The organism is Bacteroides eggerthii (assembly GCF_025146565.1).
In the GTDB taxonomy this organism is placed as follows: Bacteria; Bacteroidota; Bacteroidia; order Bacteroidales; family Bacteroidaceae; genus Bacteroides; species Bacteroides eggerthii.
The window spans coordinates 2,272,568-2,289,299 of the sequence record NZ_CP102258.1 but is presented as its reverse complement, the minus strand read 5'-3'; the positions used below and the strand labels follow the sequence as shown (position 1 = coordinate 2,289,299).

Genomic DNA, 16,732 nt, shown 5'->3' with positions numbered 1-16,732 from the left:
CAAAAAAAATTGTTAGCTTTGTTACATTAGACCTAATAAAAAGAAAGGAGTATTATTATGAAAGGATTAAATGTTTTAGCAGCATTTTTAGGTGGTGCAGCAGTAGGTGCCGCCATCGGTATTTTGTTTGCCCCGGAAAAAGGAGAAGACACGCGTCAAAAGATTGCAGAGATTCTCCGTAAGAAAGGTATCCGGTTGAACCGTAATGAAATGGAGAACCTCGTTGACGAGATTGCCGCAGAAATCAAAGGCGAAGCAAACGAATAAATCAAACCACATTTCAAAACAAAGCCACTATGTTTGCAGACGACAACAGTATTGAGAATATTCAGCAATTATTTTTAGAATTCAAGAAGTATCTGGAATTACAAAAGAAATATACCCAGCTGGAAGTAGCGGAGAAGCTAACCATATTGCTTTCCACACTTATACTTGTATTGTTGGTCGTCATTCTTGGCATGGTGGCTTTGTTCTATCTCTCTTTTACGCTGGCCTATATATTAGACCCGATAGTGGGCGGACTCATGGTAAGTTTCGCCATGATAAGTTGTTTCCACATCTTATTGATTGCACTGATTGTCATATTCCGCAAAAAAATCATTATTAATCCAATGACCAGATTCATTGCAGGATTATTCATAGATAACAACAAGAACTAAAATATCATGAATATGAATGATATTTCCAATACAGAGATCCTTACATTAGAAGACCTCCAACAGCGAAGAGCAGAAGCATTAGAAGAATTGCGTACTCAGAAACAGGTCATGTCCGACACCGCCCGAAACTTATTTGCTCCGATTGCCCCAGCAGCAGATAAAGGAACCGCTATCATGCGGGCATTTAACACCGGAATGGCAGTCTTCGACGGAGCAATGCTTGGAATAAAGCTTATGAGAAAAATCAGAAAAATATTCAGACATTAACAAATCACCCCATAACAACGAACACTCCCGGCATGCGTGCTCCACACAGCTTGCCGGGAGTGTTTCCATATTCGGACCGGAAATTCCTAAATACCTATTGCTTGTCCGCCAATTACACCTGCAATAGCGCTTGCCACTGCAATAATCACTTTCAGAATCTTATCCCAAACTGATACTTTTATACTCATTGTCCCTAAATTTTAAATTATTACTCGATAAATCATAACTCTTCTCATCCCAACGGATCTTCTTCCTCTCCGCCATCCGATTCGCCACCGCCGGAAGTTCCACCATCAACGGCTGCTTCCAGCCATTTTTCAAATTCCACGCCCTGCAACAAAGCGCGAGTAGTACCAATAGCCGCCGGGCGCGTATATTCCGGGGTAAACTGGCAACGCAACGCCGTAACTTGATTCGGGTTTACATCTTCTGCTTTTTCCGTCCCCTTACCACGCGTACGGGCCTTCATGGTGAATGTACCCAGACCATTCAGACGTACCGTACGACTATTCAACAGATGCATCCGCATCGTCGACATCAAGTTACGAATTACGTTCTGCACATCACCCGGAGTCAATGACGATTTTTCGGCAATACTCTCCGCCAGCAACTGCGTATCCACAACTTTTCCTACTTTTTTCAAACTCAGGTGCCATGTCTTTACACCCTCTTTCGTTGCAATCTGCGACTGTCTCGCATAATAAAATAGAGGCATATTATCTCTCCTTTACATTTTAAATTAGACTTTCTTTAAATTTTCATTTCGTTGATCAACGATGCAAAGGTGAGAATATACACAGGCATAAACAAAGAAAACAGCCCCACCGGAGCTGTTTCCTAGAAATACTTTATAAAACTTTCATTTCATGACAGTTACGTTTGCACTGATTCAGCCTATAACATAACAGTCTATATTGCGCTTCTCCTTACTAAAGTTCACCCCCACTTTCACCAACTTTCTCCCATCTAAAGTATAAGGTATCAGATACCCTTTTTCATCTATCTGCTTCAGCGCTTCTTCGGCAGTTCCATTCAGCTTGAATTCAAAAACAAAAATAAAGTCTTTTGTTTTCACAACTGCATCGGCACGACCACGAGCACTACGAACTTCCGTTTCTACAAATTGTCCCATCAGGGTGAAGACAACATAGAAAATCGCCTGATAATGACGCTCAGTATTCTCACTCAATTCATAAGGCATACCTGCAAAAAACACCTTCAGGCGCTCCATAAAGGCTTCAATATCTCCCGAACGAAGCTCCCGGATAAACTTGGCGATATGAAAACCCGTTTCATCATCAGAAACATTGGTATAATAAGGTACCAAAAAATTCAAAAAGCCGTAACAGACCTCATCATTAGGAAATTTCAAAGTATAAAGGTCTACTTCTTTATCATAATGCTTTATAGTCAGATACCCGCTCTGATAAATCATAGGAAGAGGATTATTCGCTTCCGCCCGGTACTCGCTGAAAGCGGAATTAGTTGTTTCGATGCCGTTTATTAAAAGACGGAGATCGTAATCACTTTGCTTCAACAAATCAACCAGGTAAGTGGGTGTACCTGTCTGAAACCAGTAGTTACCAAGCTTCAACTTCTGCAAAGCATTCAGCACACTGAACGGATTAAAAAGCCCGACAGTAGTATCCTCACAGAAATGATAACCGTCATACTGCTTCTCAAGACGATCAACAATTTCCTCAAACGTCAGGCCCAGAAACTCACCCAGATTCTTTATCTCAGGCACAAAGTTACTTGACAGTTCCTCTTTCGTGATGCCACACAATGAATTATAGGCATAATCCATACTGATATCATTCAACTGATTCAAGTCACTGAACACACTGACCTGAGCAAACTTGGTTACCCCTGTCAGGAATACAAAACGAAGATAACGGTCCGCACTTTTCAACACGCCGTAAAAAGCTTTCAGCGTACGGCGGTATTCTTCCAACAACGGCTCATCAAGGATAGCCTGAAGCAATGGCTTGTCATATTCATCGATCAGTACTACTGCTTGTTTGCCGGTCTGTTCGTAAGTACGCCTAAGTACTCCTGCAAAACGAGAAGCAAGTGTATCTTCTGCCGCATCCTTTCCCCATCGATCTTCCCACAGACTTAAATTACGAGAAAGCACCTGTTCCAGTGCTTCCTTACTATCATATTTTTCGGCGTTCAAATCCAAATGAAATACCGGATATTCTTTCCATTCGGTTTCCAATTTTTCTATAGCAAGTCCTTCGAACAGATCTTTCCGACCCTGAAAATAGGCTTCAAAAGTAGAAATAAGCAAACTCTTGCCGAAACGACGCGGACGACTCAAGAAATAAGGTTTACCGACATTTGCGAGCTGATACACCATAGCAGTTTTATCCACATAAAGATAATTCTCCTTACGTATTTCCTCAAAAGTTTGTATGCCTATCGGCAATTTACGCATTTGTTCCATTCTATTCTTTTTTAGAAGCCATATGCAAATATACAGCTTTTCATCTGTCTCTGATACAATTAGTAAAACACAGGCATAAATAAAGAAATCAGCCTATAACATAACAGTCTATATTGCGCTTCTCCTTACTAAAGTTCACCCCCACTTTCACCAACTTTCTCCCATCTAAAGTATAAGGTATCAGATACCCTTTTTCATCTATCTGCTTCAGCGCTTCTTCGGTAGTTCCATTCAGCTTGAATTCAAAAACAAAAATAAAGTCTTTTGTTTTCACAACTGCATCGGCACGACCACGAGCACTACGAACTTCCGTTTCTACAAATTGTCCCATCAGGGTGAAGACAACATAGAAAATCGCCTGATAATGACGCTCAGTATTCTCACTCAGTTCATAAGGCATACCTGCAAAAAACACCTTCAGGCGCTCCATGAAAGCATCAATATCTCCCGAACGAAGCTCCCGGATAAACTTGGCGATATGAAAACCCGTTTCATCATCAGAAACATTGGTATAATAAGGTACCAAAAAATTCAAAAAGCCGTAACAGACCTCATCATTAGGAAATTTCAAAGTATAAAGGTCTACTTCTTTATCATAATGCTTTATAGTCAGATACCCGCTCTGATAAATCATAGGAAGAGGATTATTCGCTTCCGCCCGGTACTCGCTGAAAGCGGAATTAGTTGTTTCGATGCCGTTTATTAAAAGACGGAGATCGTAATCACTTTGCTTCAACAAATCAACCAGGTAAGTGGGTGTACCTGTCTGAAACCAGTAGTTACCAAGCTTCAACTTCTGCAAAGCATTCAGCACACTGAACGGATTAAAAAGCCCGACAGTAGTATCCTCACAGAAATGATAACCGTCATACTGCTTCTCAAGACGATCAACAATTTCCTCAAACGTCAGGCCCAGAAACTCACCCAGATTCTTTATCTCAGGCACAAAGTTACTTGACAGTTCCTCTTTCGTGATGCCACACAATGAATTATAGGCATAATCCATACTGATATCATTCAACTGATTCAAGTCACTGAACACACTGACCTGTGCAAACTTGGTTACCCCTGTCAGGAATACAAAACGAAGATAACGGTCCGCACTTTTCAACACGCCGTAAAAAGCTTTCAGCGTACGGCGGTATTCTTCCAACAACGGCTCATCAAGGATAGCCTGAAGCAATGGCTTGTCATACTCATCGATCAGTACTACAACCTGCTTACCGGTCTGGATATATGCCTGCTCTATTATATAAGCAAAACGTTCTTCAGAACTACGATTACGCTTCTCATTTCCATATTTTTGCTCCCATTTTTCTAAATACTGATTAAGCATTGCAGTCAAGTCATCGGATGTCTCATACTTCTTGGCGTTCAAGTCCAAATGTAGCACCGGATATTCTTTCCATTCGGTTTCCAGTTTTTCTATAGCAAGTCCTTCGAACAGATCTTTCCGACCCTGAAAATAGGCTTCAAAAGTAGAAATAAGCAAACTCTTGCCGAAACGACGCGGACGGCTCAAGAAATAAGGTTTACCGACATTTGCGAGCTGATACACCATGGCAGTTTTATCCACATAAAGATAATTCTCCTTACGTATTTCCTCAAAAGTTTGTATGCCTATCGGCAATTTACGCATTTGTTCCATTCTATTCTTTTTTAGAAGCCATATGCAAATATACAGCTTTTCATCTGTCTCTGATAAAATTAGTAAAACACAGGCATAAATAAAGAAATCAGCCTATAACATAACAGTCTATATTGCGCTTCTCCTTACTAAAGTTCACCCCCACTTTCACCAACTTTCTCCCATCTAAAGTATAAGGTATCAGATACCCTTTTTCATCTATCTGCTTCAGCGCTTCTTCGGCAGTTCCATTCAGCTTGAACTCAAAAACAAAAATAAAGTCTTTTGTTTTCACAACTGCATCGGCACGACCACGAGCACTACGAACTTCCGTTTCTACAAATTGTCCCATCAGGGTGAAGACAACATAGAAAATCGCCTGATAATGACGCTCAGTATTCTCACTCAGTTCATAAGGCATACCTGCAAAAAACACCTTCAGGCGCTCCATGAAAGCATCTACATTACCGCTCCTCAACTCACGCATGAATTTTACAATATAAAAACCGGTCTCCGCATCAGACACTTCTGTATAATAGGGGATCAGGAAATTCAAAAAGCCATAACGAACCTCGTCATTAGGAAATCCCAAAGTATAAAGACTGACCTCTTTATCATATCCCTTGATTGTGAGATAACCACTCTGATAAATCATAGGAAGCGGGTTTCTTATCTCCGCACGATATTCCGAAAAAGCAGATGCCTGTACTTCTACTCCATCAATCAACAGGCGCAAATCATAATCACTCTGTTTCAGCAAGTCAACGAGATAGGTAGGTGTACCCGTCTGAAACCAATAATTATCAAACTTATAACTATCAAAAACATTTAACAGGCTAAAGGGATTAAAAACACCTTCTGCCGATTCTTCAAAATGATAGCCATCATATAAGGCTGTCAAACGACATACGGTTTCGTCAAAAGTAAGTCCGTTCTTCTCTCCCAAATTATCAATTTCGGGAGTAAACGTTTCCACCAATTCATCCTTCGTAATACCACAAACAGTGGCATAAGCTGGTTTCATACTGATATCGTTCAACTGATTCAAGTCACTGAACACACTGACCTGTGCAAACTTGGTGACTCCTGTCAAGAATACAAAACGAAGATACCGGTCCGCACTTTTCAACACGCCGTAAAAAGCTTTCAGCGTACGGCGGTATTCTTCCAACAACGGCTCATCAAGGATAGCCTGAAGCAATGGCTTGTCATACTCATCAATCAGTACTACTGCTTGTTTGCCGGTTTGTTCGTAAGTACGCCTAAGTACTCCTGCAAAACGGGAAGCAATTGTATCTTCTGCCGCATCCTTTCCCCATCGATCTTCCCACAGACTTAGATTACGAGAAAGCACCTGTTCCAGTGCTTCCTTACTATCATATTTTTCGGCGTTCAAATCCAAATGAAATACCGGATATTCTTTCCATTCGGTTTCCAATTTTTCTATCGCAAGTCCTTCAAACAAGTCCTTACGTCCTTGAAAGTAAGCCTCAAAAGTGGAGATAAGCAGGCTTTTTCCGAAACGACGTGGACGACTCAAAAAATAAGGCACAGAGGTAGATGCAATCCGATAAACCAATGCAGTCTTATCTACATAAAGGTAGTTTTCTTCACGTAGTTTCTCAAAAGTTTGTATGCCTATTGGCAATTTGCGCATTTGTTCCATTCTATTCTTTTTTAGAAGCCATATGCAAATATACGTTTTTTCGTTTATAAGTTTTGAAATAATTAGCAAAAACACAGGTATAAACAAAGAAAACAGCCCCATTGGAGCTGTTTTCTGAAAATAGATTATGATACCGTTGATTAGTTGTCTATTATAGACAGATGCAAATTAATCTTCATTGATTGTACAGATGCTGACGCGGTTCCAATCAGGTTCTTCAAACATATTACCTACACCCTGACCTTCGGCAGTTATACGATTTGCAGCAATCTTGTATCTGTTGATAAGCATATTCTTCACTGATTCTGCACGTTGTTTAGCGATACGAGCATTTACATCAGCATTTCCTTCCGGAGAAGCATATCCCTTGATAGATACGGTTGCATTTTTATGATTCTTCAAATAAGTAGCGATACGCTCTACATTAGGAGTTTGTGAAGACTCTACAGAAGTACCGCCTTGACGGAATGTAACAACAGATTCCAAAGTCTTCTTATTGTTGGTAACAGTCTCTGTAATTACTTTCGGAGCCTGATTTTTACAATCATTCAGTGCTTTTTCCAAATCAGCAGCTTTCTGGTTGGCATTCTTCAACGCAGCAGCATTATCATCAGCTTCCCGGCGCATATTGTTGATTTGATCATTCAAAGCATCTATTTCCGATTGATTATACGGTTTCACAATGGTGAAGTAATGTTTACCGTTACTGCAACTGAAGTGATACTTCAATCCGGCTGTAAACTCCCATGCGGCACGATTGGCATTGAAACATACATTGTCAGTTCCGTCTGCACTCATGTCATATACCAAAGCCGGTTTGAAAGCCAAAGTCCATGCTTTCTCTTCTCCTAGATTGAAGTTGAAGTTAAGTCCCAATTTGCTTGACATACTGTTAAGGTCACTTTCACCATTTACAGCATAATGCAGCCAACCGATACCGGCAACAGTCTCTACCTCAAAAAGTCTCGGTGCACCGGCATAACCGCCAAACAGATTGCTTAAGTTCAATGTACCCAGCACACTCAGGTTCGTATTATCAAATGCTGTCCGACTTGGCGTAGTATTGATGCTTGTCATTGCTTCAAATCCCAAACCTAATACCGGAGTTACCTGCTTGTCCAGTCCTACTCCCAATACAGCCCGCATATTTTTGAAAAAAGCGCTATGAGTAAGCGGAGTAGTTCCACCAGCATTAAAGCCTACCGACCAATTATCTGTAAACTTGTTTCCTTCTACTGCTTTCTGCGCATTAGCTGCAATAACAGCCATGCACAATACCAAACTTGCAACAATTTTTTTCATGTCTGTTTATAATTTAAAAATTCGGGGTGCAAAGATAGAAATAATACAACATAACAAGCAATATTTTCAATTCCCAATTAACAAAAAGGCCAAAAAATCCTACAATTTGAACAAAAACGTTTTTATTCATATTGAATAAAGCAACTATATCCCAAATATCACTTTATTATATTTTGTTGTTTCAAGTAAGTCTCGTGCAAAGGATAATATCTGTACATACAAATAATGTAAATTACGGCTAAACCACCAATAACCGTAAAAAAATACACCCAATGATCTACCGGTAGCCACAATAATCCTGCCACTATCAAAAATTGCAATACCATATAGATAACAGACACCGCCACATGAGGTATCCTTAGTTCATTAGCCATTAACTGATATAAATGCTTACGATGCGGTAAGCCTATGTTCTCATGCAACATCAACCTGTGAAAAATTGTCAATACGCTATCCACTCCATATACTGACAGCAATATAATCCAACTAAAATCCCCTGTTTGGATAATCAGCTTTCCTAGCAAGAATAATAAAATAAAAGCAATACTTACCGACCCCACATCACCTGCAAAACATCGTGCTTTCTTTCTGAAGTTGAAGAAACAAAAAACCAGTACTGACATTATTACTGTATAAATCAGGTCTTGTTCCACAAACGGAGTAACTTCCTCATTGATATAAGCCAAAGACAGCAAAACTACCAATGAATAACCTCCAGTTATCCCGTTAATACCATCCATAAAGTTATAAGCATTAATAATACCTATACATATTATCAAAGCTATAATTATCCACCACCAAGATAAAGAGAATAATCCCCATTGGTAGAACATCAAAGCCATAGCCGAAAAATGGAACACCAATCTTAATTTCTGAGATGTGGAACGAATATCATCTATGAAACTAATAATAGCCACAAAAGTCAATGCTAGCATAAACCATGGATACTCAAATCCACTCGTCAGAAAATATACCAATGCTCCGAAATAAAAGATAACTCCCCCACCACGCAGGGTTATTCGTGTATGACTGCTACGTTCATTAGGTTTATCAATGATATTATACTTATCCGCGACTTTAAAATAAAAAAGTTCTGCTAAAAATAGCAGAACTAAAATAATTAAATAATACATCATTTTATTATCTCTTTGTTAGAAAAACATCAAAGGTTTATTCGATTCTAAAGTTTTCCAATACATTTGTAGGCTTCCAACCTAATTCTCGTATTGCCTTTTCATTACTAAAAGTTAAGGACTCTGTTATTTTTTTCAATTTAGAAGTATTGATTGGAGCCTTTTCCCCAAGAACATTACCTAACAATGCCATACAGTTAGCTATCCAATACGGAACTGATATCGGCAAAGACTTTCTCAACTGCTTACAAATAACTATTTCCAGTTCTCTAAATGTAGGTTGGTAACTGTCACAAACATTATAAATGCCTCCTTTTTCAGTTAACAAAGGGACTAATGTGGCAATATCCTGTACCAGAAGCACGCTCTTACGGGCTTTTCCTCCAGCAATGCTCAAATATTTCCCACTACGAATTCCATTTATCATTGCTCCCAAATTACCCGGTGGATTAGGACCTGCAATTAAAGAAGGACGAATAATGCCTAGCACCACCTCATTTTTACTACACCACTCTTGCAGAAACTCTTCTGCAAGACGCTTACTCATAGCATAAGGAGTTTTTCCATTTAAAGGATGTTCTTCTGTAATATTCTCACCAAAATCACACCCATAGACAGCAACTGTAGAAACAAAGATAAATGCTTTGGGTATTCCTGTTCTTTCCAATGCTGTACAAAGATTTTTAGTTCCTTGTAGATTCACATCGAAAAACAGTTGTTTCTCTTCTTCCGTTTTGGGTATCGAATGAGCTTTTCCGGCAGCATGTAGTACGATATCATATACTTCATTAAAAACAGGAATCTCCTTAGCAATATTTATGGTATAATTATCACCAGGCATCAACCCTACTGTTGTGACATCATACATATTCTTTAAAAGAGAATATATGCTATTTCCCAAAAAACCAGAAGAACCTGTAAATAAAAGCCTCATAAATTTATAACTTTTTCAAATAAATAGCTCACTATTTTATAAACTTTTATTATAAATGTATTTAGTCTTTCTATTTATTTCTCGTCTTTCTTTATCAAAAAACCATCCCCATTTATTCAAATAATAAATAGCAGCTTTTACATGTATCCAAAATAAACGTAAACTTTTATGAGAACCTCTTTCAAATGCATGAGTTATAGTAACCATCGGATAATACATCGTTCTATACTTTTTATAAATACGACGATTTAAATCAGTATCTTCTCCATACATAAAAATACCTTCATCAAAAACTCCTATATCTTCAATAACAGATTTGCGCAAAAACATAAAACACCCTGACAAATATGGTACATTCATTTCCTCGTTATAATTAGCAAAACGCATCTCAAAGGAATAATTAATTCTCTCTTTAATTTTTTTTACGGGGATAAATATTCGTCCAACCCATTCCAGTGGAGAAGGCAAAAGTTTACAAAGATATTGTAACTCACCATTAGGATAGACAACACGAGGCATCACATTACCAACATCTATATTAGCATCCATATAATCACACAAACGTTCTAAAACTCCTACTTCAAAGTATATATCAGGATTCAAAATTAAATGGTATTTTCCCATCTTTTCAGGACATCGTAATATTACATTATGACCTGATCCGAAACCGTTATTGGAATCCATATATATATATGTAATCCGATCATCTGAGAATATTTCCCCCAAATCATCTTCAGGAGAATTATCAACTATATATAGATGAACATCTAACCTTGTCGTCAAGAAACTATTAATCGTTTTTAGTAACTGATTAGGATTGTTCTTATAAGTAACAATTGTAGCTGTCAACAATAGCATAATAAAAGATTTATATATAACATCATGAAAGGTTATTTAAACAATTTCTGACTTTTCAATAATTCATAATCCTTTCCATTCTTCTCGAAAGAAAGTTATATTCATTTTATCATATTAACAGATAAAAAAATTGAATTATATTAGTCCTTCATAACTTCTAAAATGGATTATTATAAGTATACAAAGCATCAAGAATAGAATTGAAGAAGCAAAAGAGCAGTAATTATCTGATTTTTTTATACAACAGGTATATAGGTGTAACAAACAAATAAAACACAAAAAAAGGGCATCTAAATATGAAAGAATATCTTTTCTTGCTTTTTACTATTTCAATTATTCTTGAGTAATATTTACTACTTTCACTATAGGTACCATCAAAATTCAATAAAAGTAAAGCTGTATTTAAACACCAAAAGTCAATATACCGATAATATTCATTTTCGTACTTGATCGGTATACTACCATGATTCCATTCCAAGCTAATTGTTTCTAAGATAAATAAAAGACTATCAATCTTACGAGAGTTATTTTTATAGGTAGTTATCGAATTCTTACGAATTTTATAAATATATGTAGCCTTTGCTACTAGAGCAATTACCTTAGCTTTATTTGCCACTTCATAAGACCAAAGTATATCTTCGTGCAATAAGCCATTTTTAAAAAGTAATCCGTTTTCGATAAGAAATCTTTTCTTGTATAACTTATTGCATGCACTAGTATTCCATTCTCTTTTCAAATATGATAAAATAGGTAATGTCTTTTCAACTTCACATAAAATTGGCCTTATATGAATAGATTTTGCACCTTCTAAGCATAAATCAGCAACAGTAAAATCCGCACCTGAAGTTTCAATAACATTATAATGTTTTTCAATACAATCTATCGTTATTTCATCGTCAGAATCCATAAAAAACACATATTTCCCTTGTGCATGAAGTAGTCCAGTATTCCTAGCAGCAGATAATCCTGCATTTATATCGTGACTCAAAATTTTAATATCCATGAATCGAGGATGATCCATAATAATACTTTTAACTACTTGCATTGTTTCATCAGTTGAACAATCATCAACTAAAATATACTCTATACTTTTGAAAGTCTGTTTCAATGCAGAAAATAATGAATCTTTCACATATTTTTCAACATTGTACAATGGAATGACTAAGGATACACTGTAGCTCATCTTAAACACAACAAATTATAATAGTTATGAAATACCACGAAAACAAAATTATAGTAAATATTATTTTGTATACTTCTGATATGTAAAGCAAATAGAATTTAAAACTTTTTCCCAAACATCAAGGGCTAGTAATGTTAGACAAATAGAGAATATACTTTGAGTAATCATAATCCAATCAAAATAATACAAAAAATCATACATAGAAAATAGTACGGCAATAAAAACGTATCGGTTTGAAGCATAATGTACCCATATCCAGAACAGAAAGGATAGAAAAGCAATAGTAAGGAAAATACCTACAACATAGTTTGTTTCCATAACAAAGTATACAGGCAACGTCATATTTATAGACATATAAGAATCTAACACAGTTCGCTCAGATGCCCCTAGAAAAATCTGTCTAAAGTACTGATTAGGAGAAACATCATATTCAAAAAAGTCTATTGGAGTCACTGTATTTACAACTTGCTTGACTTGATTATTTAATGAGTACTTTTCTTCAAAAACTTTCTGATCCATTGAAGCCTCTTGCTTACTCTGAAGCGGAATCATAGATAATTCAACAAAAGATATTCTACCAATAATAATTTTACTAAGTAACTCAGTATCAATCTCACCACGAACAGATGTAGCATAAAAGAATAAAATAGGAGATACGATAGTCAAAACTAATAATATCTTCTTCAGTTTACGATATATTGATTTGTAATTAGCGAATAATGGAATATATAAAAATAAAAGTAATACTCCTAAAACAGCAGAACGACTCCCTGTAATGGTCATTACAGCAACATATAAACATATCCAAACATAAATATGCTTCACGTGTTTTTGCAAACAAATTACCAAGAAAAAACTTACTGTAGCATTGAAAAAGAGAGAAAGAAAAGAAATCAGAGTTCCATGCGAACTTCCCTCTAAAGCCCCCGAATAACCACCACTACTATAAAATTTATATAAAGTAATGAATAAGGACACCAAAAAAAAAGATGATAAATGATTGTATTCCTTTAAAGGAGCGCTATCCATCGTTGGCATTTTTTTTATAATAAAAAGTGTACCCAACAATGATATTATATTTATTAAACAGCCAACATACCCCTGTACATCCGAATATAAATTAACAAAACCATAAATCAAAAAATATAAACATGGAAGTAAAAAATGGAAAACAAGAAAAAATATGATTATTATAGAAAATTGACGCCTCATTAATCAAACTTTAATGTGTAACATAGAAACACAATACATGACAATACTACGTAATGGTGTTAAGCCCGATATTGAATCCTGATATTTCCCCATTGCTTTTTTGTACTTTTTCAACTTATGAAATATCCTAGCTTGCCTATAAAACATATTTTTCTGGGCCTTTTCTTGTTCAACTTCACTCAACATATAACAATGAGCATTAAACAGATTCTGTTCTCTATTTATTTGCTTTACAGAAACCGAAGTATTATTACCTACCCAATATTTTCCCAACGCTTTATTTATATATTTAAATCGAGATGTAATCCTTGCAATACGAATCCAACAATCAGAGTCTTCTACTGCAAAAAGACTTTTATCCTCAGAAAAGCCAGAAACAGCATTTAAAATATCCTTTCTTACAGCAACACTAGAACAAGGCAAAGCATTTCCATTAATTATCAAATCTTTTTCTATATTTCCTTTCAACTCTCGACCTTTAACTTTCTTTTTCCACATTAGCTTACTATCACTATATATATCTAAATCATGATATATAACATCAAAATTCATAACACTTCTGAGTAACTCTTCTAACTTGTTTGGATAAAATAAGTCATCCGAATCCAAAAAGCATATCCAATCCCCATTAGCTAATTCAATTCCTTTATTTCTCGAAGCTGCTATTATTCCCGCATTTGAAAAATTAATTAATCGTATTCTTTTATCAGATAATGACTCAACCACTTCAACAGTATTATCCTCCGAATAATTATTGACAACTATTATTTCCCAATGCGTATATGTTTGATTTAGAACACTCTCTAAGCACTGTTTTATAAAATGCCCATGATTATACGTAGGAATTACAATTGAGAAAAAAGGAAACTCATTATTCATTTTAAACGTATTAATAAAAAATTATATATATATTTGGCTGGTAGACACTACTAAATCAAATACATCTAATAAATGAAATATTGTTATATATAAATTCCCTCAAGAAAAACTTATTTATTAATATTTTTTTTCATTAACCCAATACCATCTTTCAAACTAATATTAGTTTTCCAGCCAATTAATGTCAAATTTTTAGCTATCGGAGCTACAGCATACATCATATCCCTATTTCGATATGGTCTTCCACCCCAATTTATATTGCACTTCTTTCCTACAATATCTTCCATCATTGCAGCCACTTCACGAATACTCGTACCGTACCCCGTGCCTAAATGAAATTCTTCGCCATTCTTGTCTAAAGAATAGAACTTTTGCATATGATTAACTACATAAGTAAAAAAACCAGCTACATCATCCACGTGAATAAAATCAAGCACTTGTTCACCTGGTGTCATATCTACGGGAATTTCACTATCCATCGATTCATAAATATAATCCATAATCCGCTTTACCGTCATTTTACCTCCATATACAGAGTATGGTACAACAGTAATATACCGAAAACCTGCCAATTTTGAATAATAATCTACAAAAGCACGAAATGCAGTCTTTGAAGCAGTATAAAGATAGGCACTCTCAAACAATCCTGGTCCTAAACGATATTCAGCAAACGAACCTACATTAACGAACAATCTCATGTGGTCGCACTTTGTCAAAGCATCAAGTAACAGTACACCAAATTCTATATTAGCCGCTACCATAGGCTTGATAATTTCTGTATCATTGCGAGCTGTAGTCACAGTAGCCAAATGTATGGTAAGTTCCGGATTGAAAGCTATAAGTTGTTCTAAATTTGTTGTATGAACATGTTTACATCGGGAATATTCTATGGTAGGATAGAGTCTTTCTGCCTTTGCTACATCAACATTCAGTGTCAAAATTTCTATATCAGGGCATTCACGAATCAACATTGGCATTAAATTTTGTCCTATAAATCCAGTAACGCCAGTCAATGCTATTTTCATTCTTTAAAATTTGTAAATAAATTCCGACAAAGCCTTTTTATCCGCCTCATCTGGATTGTGAGGTTCCGGTATGATATCCAGTAGCATAGAAATACCTTTCCCCACTCCCTGAAAAGCCATCCATAAACCAGGTGCTATCGTCATGCGTTGATAATTACTGAATGAAGAAAGTATCACCTCCTCAAATTCGCCATTAGTTACACTTCCTTCTCGATCATCGTATATAACAAACTTTATAGCACCTACAGGGACCACAATATTCAGAATCATCCGATTGTGACGTTTCCATCCTTTCACTTCTCCCTCTTCTATCTGTGAAAAATAAGCTTCTCCAAATCCAGCATACCCTTCATCAGTTGATTTAAGAGCATGAAAAATATCCCCTTTTGGCACCATTATCTGCTTTAGAGGATAAAGCTTTACCCCTTCCATCATATTACTCCCCACTCCAAATTTTGTTTACTTGCACATTCCATATATGCTTCTATCTGCCTGGTAGTCAAACGGTACATATCTACATTTTTCTGAACATAAAAAGCTTTATACCAATCAGCAATATAATGCACACATTCTTTGTAATGAAGAGTAGAGTGCCAATTGAGATATGCTAATGCTTTATCGCAATTCAGTTTCAGTAGAGTTGCTTCCTTAAACGGAATATTGCCAGTAAGCTTTGCTGCATTATTACGATTCAACCCCCAAAATTCAGCTAAATCTTGTACTAACTCAAATACTGTTTTAGTTTGTTCTGCACGTGGTCCAAAATTAAAAGCCTCACCACTCCCCACTTTTTCTTCATAAAGAAATTGGCCAAGATTCAGATAGCCACTTAAAGGCTCCAATACATGTTGCCAAGGACGAGTTGCTTTTGGACATCTTATCTCTACTACCTGATTTACAGAAAAAGCTTTCACACAATCAACTATAATACGGTCTTTTGCCCAATCACCACCACCTATTACATTTCCGGCACGTGCAACTCCTAATTTAATATTAGGCATAGCTTGAAAAAATGACTTCCAGTAGCATTTGATAGTGAGTTCTGCCGCACCTTTAGATCCAGAATACACATCTTTTCCGCCAACAGCATCAGTTTCACGATAACCCCAAATCCATTCTACATTATCGTATGCTTTATCACTGGTAATAAGCACACAAGTACAATTCCAAGTAATATTACGCATGGCTTCAAGTACCGAAGCAGTCCCTACCACATTAGTAGTAATAGTATCAAAAGGATTTTCATACGAGGTAGATACAATAGCTTGTGCAGCCAGATGAAAAATAAAATCGGGTTTCACTTCCTGAATATATACATTCATTTCTTCGCGGTTACGGATATCCCCAAAGTAATGATGTACCTTATCAGGCAAACCAATCGTTTCAAACATGGAAGGCGAAGTCGGAATGTCATTCGAATAACCATAAACATCCGCACCAAGCATTAATAACCAAGTAGAAAGCCAACTGCCTTTAAAACCCGTATTACCCGTTATCAACACCTTTTTTCCATTATAAACATTATTAAATGCCATAGT

At 36.4% G+C, this 16,732-nt stretch carries 18 protein-coding genes; 3 read left to right on the top strand and 15 right to left on the bottom strand.

Features of this window, described 5'->3' with window-relative positions; translation table 11 throughout:
• Positions 1–57 precede the first annotated feature (57 nt).
• Genes NQ546_RS09360 through NQ546_RS09350 form a run of 3 tightly spaced genes read left to right on the top strand, consistent with a single transcriptional unit; the run spans position 58 to position 926 of the window.
• Positions 58–267 (top strand): YtxH domain-containing protein, encoded by a 210-nt coding sequence (locus tag NQ546_RS09360; RefSeq protein WP_004289879.1) that lies wholly within the window; start codon positions 58–60, stop codon positions 265–267.
• 29 nt (positions 268–296) lie between these two features.
• On the top strand, positions 297–659 hold the full coding sequence (locus tag NQ546_RS09355; RefSeq protein WP_004289878.1) for a hypothetical protein: 363 nt from the start codon (positions 297–299) through the stop codon (positions 657–659).
• A gap of 6 nt (positions 660–665) precedes the next feature.
• Complete coding sequence (locus tag NQ546_RS09350) at positions 666–926, top strand: hypothetical protein (RefSeq protein ID WP_004289877.1); 261 nt, start codon at positions 666–668, stop codon at positions 924–926.
• Between the two features lie 86 nt (positions 927–1,012).
• Here NQ546_RS09350 and NQ546_RS09345 read toward each other — a convergent pair whose 3' ends face one another.
• The 15 genes from NQ546_RS09345 to rfbG all read right to left on the bottom strand — a co-directional run bounded on the left by NQ546_RS09345 (position 1,013) and on the right by rfbG (position 16,729).
• Complete coding sequence (locus NQ546_RS09345; RefSeq protein ID WP_017141194.1) at positions 1,013–1,114, bottom strand: smalltalk protein; 102 nt, start codon at positions 1,112–1,114, stop codon at positions 1,013–1,015.
• 44 nt (positions 1,115–1,158) lie between these two features.
• Positions 1,159–1,641, bottom strand: a complete 483-nt coding sequence (locus tag NQ546_RS09340; protein WP_004289876.1) for an HU family DNA-binding protein — start codon at positions 1,639–1,641, stop codon at positions 1,159–1,161.
• Positions 1,642–1,815: 174 nt separating this feature from the next.
• On the bottom strand, positions 1,816–3,375 hold the full coding sequence (locus NQ546_RS09335; RefSeq protein ID WP_115615910.1) for an ATP-binding protein: 1,560 nt from the start codon (positions 3,373–3,375) through the stop codon (positions 1,816–1,818).
• Positions 3,376–3,463: 88 nt separating this feature from the next.
• Positions 3,464–5,023: an ATP-binding protein gene (locus NQ546_RS09330; protein ID WP_115615909.1), complete on the bottom strand. Its 1,560-nt coding sequence runs from the start codon at positions 5,021–5,023 to the stop codon at positions 3,464–3,466.
• An 88-nt stretch (positions 5,024–5,111) separates the two neighbouring features.
• On the bottom strand, positions 5,112–6,668 hold the full coding sequence (locus NQ546_RS09325) for an ATP-binding protein (protein ID WP_004294860.1): 1,557 nt from the start codon (positions 6,666–6,668) through the stop codon (positions 5,112–5,114).
• 168 nt (positions 6,669–6,836) lie between these two features.
• Positions 6,837–7,970 (bottom strand): OmpA family protein, encoded by a 1,134-nt coding sequence (locus tag NQ546_RS09320; protein ID WP_021939871.1) that lies wholly within the window; start codon positions 7,968–7,970, stop codon positions 6,837–6,839.
• 158 nt (positions 7,971–8,128) lie between these two features.
• Complete coding sequence (locus NQ546_RS09315) at positions 8,129–9,103, bottom strand: MraY family glycosyltransferase (RefSeq protein WP_039953220.1); 975 nt, start codon at positions 9,101–9,103, stop codon at positions 8,129–8,131.
• Positions 9,104–9,140: 37 nt separating this feature from the next.
• A complete protein-coding gene (locus tag NQ546_RS09310; protein ID WP_004289871.1) occupies positions 9,141–10,037 on the bottom strand; it encodes an NAD-dependent epimerase/dehydratase family protein in 897 nt (298 codons plus the stop codon).
• 36 nt (positions 10,038–10,073) lie between these two features.
• Positions 10,074–10,895 carry a glycosyltransferase family 2 protein gene (locus tag NQ546_RS09305; protein WP_004289870.1) on the bottom strand — a complete coding sequence of 274 codons (822 nt, stop codon included), beginning with the start codon at positions 10,893–10,895 and terminating at the stop codon, positions 10,074–10,076.
• A 223-nt stretch (positions 10,896–11,118) separates the two neighbouring features.
• Positions 11,119–12,078 (bottom strand): glycosyltransferase family 2 protein, encoded by a 960-nt coding sequence (locus NQ546_RS09300; RefSeq protein WP_004289869.1) that lies wholly within the window; start codon positions 12,076–12,078, stop codon positions 11,119–11,121.
• 60 nt (positions 12,079–12,138) lie between these two features.
• A complete protein-coding gene (locus NQ546_RS09295) occupies positions 12,139–13,116 on the bottom strand; it encodes a hypothetical protein (RefSeq protein WP_115615908.1) in 978 nt (325 codons plus the stop codon).
• Between the two features lie 177 nt (positions 13,117–13,293).
• Positions 13,294–14,169, bottom strand: coding sequence for a glycosyltransferase family 2 protein (locus NQ546_RS09290; RefSeq protein ID WP_004289867.1), 876 nt, complete (start codon positions 14,167–14,169; stop codon positions 13,294–13,296).
• A 110-nt stretch (positions 14,170–14,279) separates the two neighbouring features.
• The gene (locus NQ546_RS09285; protein ID WP_004289866.1) at positions 14,280–15,194 is read right to left on the bottom strand and encodes an NAD-dependent epimerase/dehydratase family protein; all 915 of its coding nucleotides are present in this window, start codon (positions 15,192–15,194) and stop codon (positions 14,280–14,282) included.
• Positions 15,195–15,197: 3 nt separating this feature from the next.
• Complete coding sequence (locus NQ546_RS09280) at positions 15,198–15,629, bottom strand: hypothetical protein (RefSeq protein WP_004289865.1); 432 nt, start codon at positions 15,627–15,629, stop codon at positions 15,198–15,200.
• On the bottom strand, positions 15,626–16,729 hold the full coding sequence (gene rfbG / locus NQ546_RS09275; protein WP_004289864.1) for a CDP-glucose 4,6-dehydratase: 1,104 nt from the start codon (positions 16,727–16,729) through the stop codon (positions 15,626–15,628). The genes NQ546_RS09280 and rfbG overlap by 4 nt, the downstream gene beginning before the upstream one ends.
• Positions 16,730–16,732 lie beyond the last annotated feature (3 nt).